Raw genomic sequence first — 9,389 nt, forward strand, 5'->3', positions numbered from 1 at the left:
GCCCAACGCCGCTGGTACCTGCCGGTCTTCAGCGTCGCCGCCCTGGTGCTGTTGCCGCTGAGTGTGCTGTTGCTGTCCTGGCAAAGCATTGATGCGCAAATCTGGTCGCACCTGTGGGACACCCAGATGCCGCGCCTGATGGGCAATACCCTTACTTTGGTGCTGGGCGTCGGTGTGGGTGTGACCCTGCTGGGCGTGAGCCTGGCCTGGTTGACCAGCCTCTGCGAGTTTCCTGGGCGGCGCTGGCTCGATTGGGCCTTGATGCTGCCTTTTGCCATTCCCGCCTACGTACTGGCCTTTGTGTTTGTCGGCCTGCTGGATTTCGCTGGTCCGGTGCAAAGCCTGCTGCGTGAATGGTTCGGCACCGGCCTGCGGCTGCCGCGCGTGCGCTCCACCAGCGGCGTAATTATCGTGTTGGTGCTGGTGTTCTACCCCTACGTCTACCTGTTGGCGCGCACGGCGTTTCTTGCCCAGGGCAAAGGGCTGATGGAGGCGGCACGTGTGCTCGGGCAATCGCCCTGGCAAGCGTTCTGGCGCGTCGCGCTGCCCATGGCACGGCCGGCGATTGGTGCCGGCGTGGCCCTGGCCTTGATGGAAACCCTGGCGGATTTCGGCGCGGTCTCGGTGTTCAATTTCGACACCTTCACCACCGCCATCTACAAGACCTGGTACGGCTTTTTCAGCCTTTCCAGCGCTGCCCAACTGGCCAGCCTGTTGCTGCTGGTGGTGATGCTGGTGCTGTACGGCGAACGGCGAGCCCGCGGTGCCAGCCGCCCAAGCAACGAGCGGCCACGGGGCCAGGCGTTGTATCACTTGCGAGGGTTCAAGGCGGCAGCGGCCAGCACGTGGTGCGGGTTGGTGTTCGCCTGCGCCTTTGTCATCCCCATGCTGCAACTGGTCGCCTGGTTCTGGCAGCGCGGCCGCTTCGACCTGGATGAGCGCTACACCGGCCTGATCGTTCACACCCTTTACTTAGGCGGTATCGCGGCGCTGATCACGGTCAGCGTGGCGTTGATACTCGCCTTCGCCAACCGGCTGGCGCCGACACGGGCGATTCGCTCTGGTATCAGCCTGGCTAACGTCGGCTATGCCTTGCCGGGTTCGGTGCTGGCGGTGTCGATCATGTTGGCATTCAGCTACTTGGACCGAGAGCTGGTGGTACCGCTCTCGGGGTGGCTCGGCGGCGCGGGCAAACCCTTGCTGCTTGGCAGCCTGTCGGCACTGGTGCTGGCCTATCTGGTGCGCTTTCTGGCGGTGGCCTACGGGCCGTTGGAAAACAGCCTGGCGCGAATCCGCCCGTCGTTGCCCGAAGCGGCACGCAGTCTCGGGGTGAGCGGGCCACGACTGTTTTGCAAAGTGTATCTGCCGTTATTGCTGCCGGGCACGTTGAGCGCGGCGTTGCTGGTGTTCGTCGATGTGCTCAAGGAAATGCCCGCAACCTTGCTGATGCGCCCATTTGGCTGGGACACCCTGGCGGTTCGCATCTTTGAAATGACCAGTGAAGGCGAATGGGCGCGAGCCTCGTTGCCGGCGCTGACCCTTGTGCTGGTGGGGCTGCTGCCGGTCATCGGCTTGATCCGACGCTCTGCGCGGCAAATCGGTTAGGTGCCAGTCCTACGGCTTGCGGCTACAATGCGCGGCATTCGGTGCGCTTCGTCTTTCGGAGCGAGTCGCTGGGCGTGGCTGCAGGCCTTGTAATTCAAGGTGTTCAGCGCAAACAGCAGCTCCGCGCACCTTCGCCAAGCCCGGAAGGAGAAACCCATGGGACAGCGTACGCCTCTGTATGACCTGCATCTCGCCCTCGGCGCGAAAATGGTCGATTTTGGCGGTTGGGATATGCCTCTGCACTACGGCTCGCAAGTTGAAGAACACCATCAGGTGCGACGCGACTGCGGGGTGTTCGATGTATCTCATATGACCGTGATCGATGTCACCGGCCCTCAGGCCAAGGAATGGCTCCAGCACCTGCTGGCCAATGATGTCGATCGTTTGCATGGCTGCGGCCGTGCGCTCTACAGCGCCATGCTCAATGAGCAGGGCGGCGTGGTGGACGACATGATCGTCTACCGCACCGAAGCCGGTTACCGGTTGGTGGTCAACGCAGCCACCCGCGACCAGGACATGGCCTGGATGCAGGCGCAACTGGGCAACTATTCGGTGCAACTGCAGGAGCGGCCCGAGTTGGCCATGCTCGCCATTCAGGGTCCCCATGCCCGGCAGAAAATCGCCGAACTGGTCACCCAGTCGCGCAGCAACCTGATTCATCAACTCAAGCCCTTTGAAGGCCAGGCCGACGGTGACTGGTTTATCGCCCGTACCGGCTATACCGGTGAAGACGGCCTGGAAATAGTCCTGCCTGCCGATCAGGCGCCAGGCTTTTTCAACGACCTGGTCGGCGCGGGTATTTCACCCATTGGTCTTGGCGCCCGCGATACCCTGCGCCTGGAAGCCGGCATGAACCTGTATGGTCAGGATATCCACCAGGATGTTTCGCCCTTGGCGGCTAACATGGCCTGGAGCATTGCCTGGGAACCTGCCGGTCGCAACTTCATTGGTCGCAGCGCGCTGCAAGCAGAGCTGGCGGCGGGTGTGCAGTACAAATTGGTCGGGCTGGTACTGGAGGAGCGTGGGGTTTTGCGCGCTCACCAAGTGGTTCGTATCGCCAATGTTGGCGAAGGAGAGATCACCAGTGGTAGTTTCTCTCCTACGCTGAGCAAATCCATTGCCCTGGCGCGCGTACCGACGGCCACCGCCGATCGGGCCGAAGTGGAAATCCGCGGCAAGTGGTACCCGGTTCGAGTGGTCAAACCGACCTTCGTACGCCATGGCAAAACCTTGATCTAACTATTTCCGGCAGGCCGAAGGCCGCTGACATTTCTTCTTGAGGACACAGATTATGAGCGATATCCCAGCTGACCTGCGTTTTGCCGAAAGTCACGAATGGGCCCGTCTGGAAGCCGACGGCACTGTGACCGTCGGGATTTCCGACCATGCACAGGAAGCGTTGGGTGATGTGGTGTTTGTTGAGCTGGCGGAAGTTGGCGCCCAGTTTGAAGCTGAAGGCCAGGCTGGCGTGGTTGAGTCGGTGAAGGCTGCTTCGGATATCTACGCCCCGATTGCTGGCGAAGTGATTGCCGTCAACGAGGAACTGAGTGGCAGCCCTGAGCTGTTGAACACCGACCCTTACGGCGCCTGGATCTTCAAGCTCAAGCCAAGCAACCCGGCCGATCTGGAAAAACTGCTGGATGCTGCGGGTTACAAAGCTGCCATCGGCGAGTAAACACGACACAAATCAATGTGGGAGCAGGCAAGCCAGCTCCCACAGTTGATTGTTGCAAGCCAACGCTTTTTTGTTTAACCCGCTTTCAATACCGCTTTAACCGCCGCAACCGACCGCTCTACGTCCGCCTCTGTCATCGCCGTGAACATCGGCAACGACACGATCAAACGCCCAACACGCTCCGACACCGGGAACATGCCTTCCTTGAAACCCTGTGCCCGATACAGGCTCAGCAGGTGGATCGGCGGGTAGTGATAGCCAATGCCGACGCCATGCGCCTGCATCTGTTCCATGAAGGTGGCGCGTGCCGGCTTGCCATCCTGACGCTCCGGCAATACCAGTTGGAACAGGTGCCAGTTGCTGTTTTCGAAGTCTGCCGGTGGCAGTTGTGCGCCGTATTGCGCTTCGAAATCACTGCCGAAGCATTTGAAGTAGTGGCGCGCCAGGTTCTGGCGATGGGCAGTGATCTTCTCGATATGAGCGAACTGGCCCAGGCCGATGGCTGCGGCAATGTCGGTCATGTTGAACTTGCCGCCCAACACATCTACGTCCAGGCCATCGAAACCCGTGCGGGTAACGCCCTGCAAGCGATATTTCTCGGCCAGGCGGGCTTCTTCGGCATTGTTCAATACCAGGCAACCGCCCTCGGAAGAGGTGATGTTCTTGTTGGCCTGGAAGCTGAAGGATACAAAGTCGCCGGTTGCGCCAATGCGTTCGCCATCCCAGCTGGAACCCAGTGCCTGGGCGGCGTCTTCGACGATACGCAGGTTGTACTTGTTGGCCAGTGCATACAGCATCGGCATGTCCAGGGGCAGGCCCGCCAGGTACACCGGAATGATCGCCTTGGTACGTGGGGTGATTGCAGCTTCTACTTGGGCCAGGTCGATATTGCGGGTTACCGGGTCGATATCGGCAAATACCGGCGTGGCACCGACTTCCAGGATCACGTTGGCAGTGGCGACCCAGGAGATCGGCGTGGTGATGACTTCGTCCCCTGGGCCAATCCCGGCGATGCGCAAAGCAATTTCCATGGTGCAGGTGCCGGAGTTGAACGTCCGCACCGGCCGGCCGCCAAAGTATTCCGACAGCTGTGCTTCGAACGCCTGCACTTTTGGCCCGCTGGTGATCCAGCCCGAGCGCAGTACATCGCCGACCGCCGAGATGGTGGCTTCATCAATGGTAGGTTTGGAAAACGGCAGAAAGGGCTGTTGGCTCATAACGACGAAGGCATCCGTTTCAGATAGGCGATGAGTAATAAACGTATCAGTACCGCATGGTTGCACGGTTCGACTGAATATAGCCTGTCACACGTGAATGAATCGTCATGTTACGAGCAAAAAAATGCCGCTCCCAAAGAGCGGCATTTTTTATGGGCGCTTTACTCGGTCACAGCGTTTTTCGCGAGGATAGCGTTGGCCAATTCCATATCGGTGGCCTTGAGGCCTGGGTTGTCAGCGCGGACTTTCTGCATGGCGGCTTCCAGGTATGGACCGCGGATGCCGCCGTCGCTGGCAACAAAGCTGCCTGCGTCGTCTTGGGCGGCAACCACCAGCTTGTGGTCCTTGAAGGTCAGGTACGTCGAGCCGGTAGTAGCGCCCGATGAAATGACATTACGCCAAAAGCTGTCGGCCATGGCTGAACCGACAGGAAGGGAAAGCACAGCGAGGGTTGCGACAGCATATTTGAAACGCATGATGGGTGACTCCGACTGGGTTATCTGAACAGTTTGATTGTAGTTAGCTCAGTCGAGTTCCATCACTGACTAAACAGTTTCGACCTGTAAAACCACGCCGTCCTGACCAATGACACGTACTTGAGCGCCTATCGGGGTATCCGGGCCAGTGGCCATCCACACGCCATCACCGACTTTTATCTTGCCCCGGCCATCGACGATGGCCTGGTGCACCACAAACGTGCGGCCAACCAGCTCCGAGCCACGCATGTTCAGCCCCGGCTGGTCGCTGACCTTGGCGCTGCTGCGTTGGCGTTTCCACCAATAGACGGCGGTCAAAATCGACAGCACGGCGAACAGCAGCAGTTGCCATTCCAACCCCAGCGGCGGCACCACGAACTTGATCACGCCTACAGCGGCAGCGGCGATGCCCATCCACAGCAGGTAACCGCCGGCGCCGAACACTTCAAGAATCAACAGCACCGTGCCCAGTGCCAGCCAATCCCAGAACGACAGATGCTGCAGGAATTCCCACATGGCAGTTGCCTCAGCCTTTCTTGTTGTCGAAGGTTGCCTTGACGATTTCGCCGATGCCACCGACGGCGCCAATTACCTGGCTGGCTTCCAGCGGCATCAGGATGACTTTGCTGTTGTTGGCCGATGCCAGCTTGCCCAGGGCATCGATGTATTTTTGCGCGACGAAGTAGTTAACCGCCTGCACGTTGCCCGACGCGATGGCCTCGGAGACCACTTGTGTGGCACGGGCTTCGGCCTCGGCCTGACGCTCACGGGCTTCGGACTCCAGGAAAGCCGCCTGGCGACTGCCCTCGGCCTCAAGGATTTGCGCCTGTTTTTTACCTTCGGCCGTCAGGATCGCCGATGCCCGCAGGCCTTCGGCTTCCAGGATCTGCGCACGCTTGATCCGCTCGGCTTTCATCTGGCCGGACATGGCGGCCATCAGGTCGGCAGGCGGGCTGATGTCCTTGATCTCGATGCGGGTGATCTTGATGCCCCACGGCGCCGTGGCTTCATCCACGGTACGCAGCAGTTTTTCGTTGATGCCGTCACGCTGGCTCAGCATGGCATCCAGCTCCATGGAGCCAAGCACGGTGCGGATGTTGGTTTGCAGCAGGTTGCGGATGGCGTGCTCGAGGTTATTGACCTCGTAGGCGGCCTGGGCGGTGTTGACCACCTGGAAGAAGCACACGGCGTCGATCTGCACGGTGGCGTTGTCGGCGGTGATCACTTCCTGCGGTGGAATATCCAGCACGCTTTCCATCACGTTTATCTTGCGACCGATGCGGTCCATGATCGGAATAATGATGTTGAGGCCGGGCTTGAGTGTGTTGGTGTAGCGGCCGAAACGCTCGACAGTCCACTGGTAGCCCTGGGGCACCACTTTAAAGCCCATGAACAGGATGGCAACGGCCAAACCCACGAAAAGAAGCAGTACGGTTCCGATCTGCATAGCGATTCCCTATCTGATGGTGTCAGTGATGCGACGTGTGGCCGATTGTAACGGCCCAGTCACGGATAAGGACGGTTTCACGGGCCAACAATCAAATCATTTGTTTCTGAATCCCCAGGCGTTACCCGTAATACCTCTGCCAGGGTGGTCAGCCCGGCGTTCACTTTGTCGATACCAGCCATGCGCAGTCTGCGCATGCCTTGCTCCACTGAGGCCCGGCGTAGAGCCTGCACGTCGGCACCTGGGGTGATCAGCGCCTTGAGCGCCTCGCTCATCGGCATGATTTCGTAGAGCCCGGCGCGGCCTCGATAACCACTTTCGCGGCATTCTGCACAGCCGACAGCTTCATGCGCGGTGCCCGGCGCGCCCACCGCGCGTTTGCAGTGAGGGCATAAAAGCCGCACCAAACGCTGCGCCATCACCCCTATAAGGGTAGCCTTGATCAAATAATGAGCAATGCCAAGCTCCTGCAGCCGGCTGATGGCGCTGGGCGCATCATTGGTGTGCAGCGTCGACAGCACCAGATGCCCGGTCAATGCGGCCTGAATCGCCATTTCTGCGGTTTCCCGGTCACGGATCTCACCGATCATGATGATATCCGGGTCCTGGCGCAGCAGGGCGCGGACGCCGCTGGCGAAGGTCAGGTCGATGTTGTGTTGCACCTGCATCTGGTTGAAGGCCGGTTCAATCATTTCAATCGGGTCCTCTACCGTGCACAGGTTGACCTCGCGGGTTGCCAGTTGCTTGAGCGTGGCGTAGAGGGTGCTGGTCTTGCCGGAGCCGGTTGGCCCGGTGACGAGGATGATGCCGTTGGCCTGGCCGGTCATGGCGTGCCAGCGTTGTTGGTCGTCATCTGACAAACCAAGCTGGTCAAAATCTTTCAGCAGCACCTGTGGGTCGAAAATCCGCATCACCAGTTTTTCACCAAACGCTGTTGGCAAAGTCGAAAGGCGCAGTTCCACCTCTATGCCCGCCGGGCTTTTGGTCTTGACCCGGCCGTCCTGGGGTTTGCGTTTTTCCGCGACGTTCATCCGACCCAGGCTCTTGAGGCGGCTGACCACCGCCATCGTGACCTGAGGCGGAAACTGATACACATCGTGCAGCAGCCCGTCGATGCGAAAACGCACGCGGCCTTGGTCGCGACAGGGTTCGACATGGATATCACTGGCCCGCTGCCCAAAGGCGTACTGCAACAGCCAGTCGACGATAGTGACGATATGCGCGTCATTGGCATCCGGCTCCTGATCGCTGGCGCCGAGGCTGAGCAGTTCGACATTGCCGGCCACTGTCGCCTTTTGATCGGCGCCGCTGACGGATTTGGCCAAGCGGTAGAACTCGCCGATGCAGCGCTCAATAGCCTTGGGGTTGGCGACCACGCGCTTGATCGAGCGCTTGAGCACCTGTGCCAACCCGGCTTCCCAGTCGCGGACATGGGGCTGGGCGCTGGCGACGGTGACGGTCTGCGCATCCACGGCCACCGCCAGGATCCCGTGGCGCTGCGCAAAGGCGTGGGACATCAATGGCACTACCGTTGCCACGTCTATCTTGAGCGGGTCGATACGCAGATAAGGCTGCCCGACCTGCGTGGCCAGCCATTGCGTCAAGGTTTCCAGGCACAGCCCGTGGGCTGCGATGCATGCCAGAGGGTGTTGCTGGGTAGCGGGCGCCGTCGCCAGTGAATGTGCCACCTCTGCGGTTATCAGCCCTTGCTCGAGCAGCGTCGGCAGCAACTGATGCAGTTCCAGGCGGTGAGTGTGCAAGGCGGTAGGCATGGGCATTTCCTGGCAGGCGTCGGGTGTAAACCCAGGCTAGCCTGCCTCCGAACATCCACCTCCCCATGAGTATTGCCGGCTTTTACAGGCTGGCCGCCGTCATCGCTGCAGGCCGCAGAGAGTCAGCTCGCCACACTTCCAGCGAGCAGACGCTGATCAGGTTTCTAATCTTTTCACCGATCACCTGGGCGCGGTGCCAGCTCAAACCGTCCATGACGATATCAATGTTCAACAGGTCGTCTTCACGGCTCACATTGACCTGTTGCGGGGTCAGGAACTGCAAAGCGAAATAGTTGAGCACCCGGCACAGCACGTCCGGCTCGGCCTCGGCGACGATCTGATAATGCGCCTGGCAATGGGCGCTGTTGACAGCCCAGGCGTCGACGCGTGCGGGAGTGTGGGTGGTTTCGACGGCGTGCATGCTGACTCTCCAAATTCGACTGGAGAAATTTTTACATTCGCGGGCGGAGATTTCTTATCTAAGATGGGCTCTATCTGCGATTTATTGAATAGAACAATTCAGGATAAGCACATTCAAAGGTATTTTTATGCACAGTGAGTTGGACGCCTACGACCGCCGTATCCTGGCGCTGCTGCAAGAGGATGCTTCGCTGTCCAGTGCTCAGATCGCCGAACAGGTGGGCCTGTCCCAGTCGCCGTGCTGGCGGCGTATCCAGCGGCTCAAGGAGGAAGGGGTGATTCGCGGCCAGGTCACATTGCTGGACCGCAAGAAGATCGGCCTTAACACGCAGATTTTTGCCGAGGTCAAACTCAACGCCCACGGCCGTTCCAACTTCACCGAGTTCACCGAAGCGATTCGCGGGTTTCCGGAAGTGCTGGAGTGTTATGTGCTGATGGGTGCGGTGGATTTTCTGCTGCGCATCGTCACCTCGGACATCGAGGCGTATGAGCGGTTTTTCTTCGAGAAGCTGTCGATGGTGCCGGGGATTCAGGAGGTGAACTCGATCGTGGCTTTATCGGAGATCAAGTCCACCACCAGCCTGCCAGTCTTGTGCTGATAAGGCCTGCCTCATCGCGGCATAGGTATCTACACAACCGGTTAGTGGCCAGTGGGCTGTTGTGGCGAGCAGGCTTATCCTGCGTTGGGCCGCGAAGCAGCCCCAAACCCAGACACTGAGTTCTTTCAGGAAAATTGCAGTGCCTTTACTGGGGCCGCTTCGCGGCCCAACGCAGGAT

Annotated in this window: 10 protein-coding genes; 4 read left to right on the plus strand and 6 right to left on the minus strand. The window is 59.7% G+C overall.

The features are described 5' to 3' along the window. The 3 genes from FEM54_RS15960 to gcvH form a co-directional block, all read left to right on the plus strand. The coding region (locus tag FEM54_RS15960) for an ABC transporter permease (protein WP_138451840.1) at positions 1 to 1,605 on the plus strand (1,605 nt) is incomplete at its 5' end. Between the two features lie 156 nt (positions 1,606 to 1,761). After that, positions 1,762 to 2,844 (plus strand): glycine cleavage system aminomethyltransferase GcvT, encoded by a 1,083-nt coding sequence (gcvT, locus tag FEM54_RS15965; RefSeq protein WP_099550298.1) that lies wholly within the window; start codon positions 1,762 to 1,764, stop codon positions 2,842 to 2,844. 52 nt (positions 2,845 to 2,896) lie between these two features. Continuing rightward, a complete protein-coding gene (gene gcvH, locus FEM54_RS15970; RefSeq protein ID WP_017135276.1) occupies positions 2,897 to 3,280 on the plus strand; it encodes a glycine cleavage system protein GcvH in 384 nt (127 codons plus the stop codon). A 74-nt stretch (positions 3,281 to 3,354) separates the two neighbouring features. On the opposite strand, the gene FEM54_RS15975 is transcribed toward gcvH, so the two are convergent. From FEM54_RS15975 to FEM54_RS16000, 6 genes are all read right to left on the minus strand, one after another. Next, positions 3,355 to 4,497 carry a DegT/DnrJ/EryC1/StrS family aminotransferase gene (locus tag FEM54_RS15975; RefSeq protein WP_056860748.1) on the minus strand — a complete coding sequence of 381 codons (1,143 nt, stop codon included), beginning with the start codon at positions 4,495 to 4,497 and terminating at the stop codon, positions 3,355 to 3,357. A gap of 161 nt (positions 4,498 to 4,658) precedes the next feature. Next, positions 4,659 to 4,973, minus strand: coding sequence for a DUF2388 domain-containing protein (locus FEM54_RS15980; RefSeq protein WP_017135278.1), 315 nt, complete (start codon positions 4,971 to 4,973; stop codon positions 4,659 to 4,661). Positions 4,974 to 5,042: 69 nt separating this feature from the next. After that, entirely contained in the window at positions 5,043 to 5,489 is a 447-nt protein-coding gene (locus tag FEM54_RS15985) for an NfeD family protein (RefSeq protein WP_017135279.1), read from the minus strand. 10 nt (positions 5,490 to 5,499) lie between these two features. Then, entirely contained in the window at positions 5,500 to 6,420 is a 921-nt protein-coding gene (locus FEM54_RS15990) for an SPFH domain-containing protein (protein ID WP_017135280.1), read from the minus strand. A 77-nt stretch (positions 6,421 to 6,497) separates the two neighbouring features. Beyond that, on the minus strand, positions 6,498 to 8,192 hold the full coding sequence (locus FEM54_RS15995) for a GspE/PulE family protein (RefSeq protein WP_138451842.1): 1,695 nt from the start codon (positions 8,190 to 8,192) through the stop codon (positions 6,498 to 6,500). An 82-nt stretch (positions 8,193 to 8,274) separates the two neighbouring features. Further along, the gene (locus FEM54_RS16000; RefSeq protein WP_017135282.1) at positions 8,275 to 8,613 is read right to left on the minus strand and encodes a hypothetical protein; all 339 of its coding nucleotides are present in this window, start codon (positions 8,611 to 8,613) and stop codon (positions 8,275 to 8,277) included. Positions 8,614 to 8,740: 127 nt separating this feature from the next. Here FEM54_RS16000 and FEM54_RS16005 point away from each other — a divergent pair, with 127 nt between their 5' ends. Continuing rightward, a complete protein-coding gene (locus FEM54_RS16005; protein WP_138451844.1) occupies positions 8,741 to 9,211 on the plus strand; it encodes an Lrp/AsnC family transcriptional regulator in 471 nt (156 codons plus the stop codon). Positions 9,212 to 9,389 lie beyond the last annotated feature (178 nt).

This window comes from Pseudomonas edaphica (assembly GCF_005863185.1).
Taxonomy (GTDB): Bacteria; Pseudomonadota; Gammaproteobacteria; order Pseudomonadales; family Pseudomonadaceae; genus Aquipseudomonas; species Aquipseudomonas edaphica.

Excerpts from the sequence above, each read along its gene's own strand:
- FEM54_RS15985 (WP_017135279.1), bottom strand. The coding sequence starts at position 5,489 with ATGTGGGAATTCCTGCAGCATCTGTCGTTCTGGGATTGGCTGGCACTG.
- FEM54_RS15975 (WP_056860748.1), bottom strand. The coding sequence starts at position 4,497 with ATGAGCCAACAGCCCTTTCTGCCGTTTTCCAAACCTACCATTGATGAA.
- gcvH (WP_017135276.1), top strand. The coding sequence starts at position 2,897 with ATGAGCGATATCCCAGCTGACCTGCGTTTTGCCGAAAGTCACGAATGG.
- FEM54_RS15995 (WP_138451842.1), bottom strand. The coding sequence starts at position 8,192 with ATGCCTACCGCCTTGCACACTCACCGCCTGGAACTGCATCAGTTGCTG.
- FEM54_RS16005 (WP_138451844.1), top strand. The coding sequence starts at position 8,741 with ATGCACAGTGAGTTGGACGCCTACGACCGCCGTATCCTGGCGCTGCTG.
- FEM54_RS15990 (WP_017135280.1), bottom strand. The coding sequence starts at position 6,420 with ATGCAGATCGGAACCGTACTGCTTCTTTTCGTGGGTTTGGCCGTTGCC.
- FEM54_RS15980 (WP_017135278.1), bottom strand. The coding sequence starts at position 4,973 with ATGCGTTTCAAATATGCTGTCGCAACCCTCGCTGTGCTTTCCCTTCCT.
- gcvT (WP_099550298.1), top strand. The coding sequence starts at position 1,762 with ATGGGACAGCGTACGCCTCTGTATGACCTGCATCTCGCCCTCGGCGCG.
- FEM54_RS16000 (WP_017135282.1), bottom strand. The coding sequence starts at position 8,613 with ATGCACGCCGTCGAAACCACCCACACTCCCGCACGCGTCGACGCCTGG.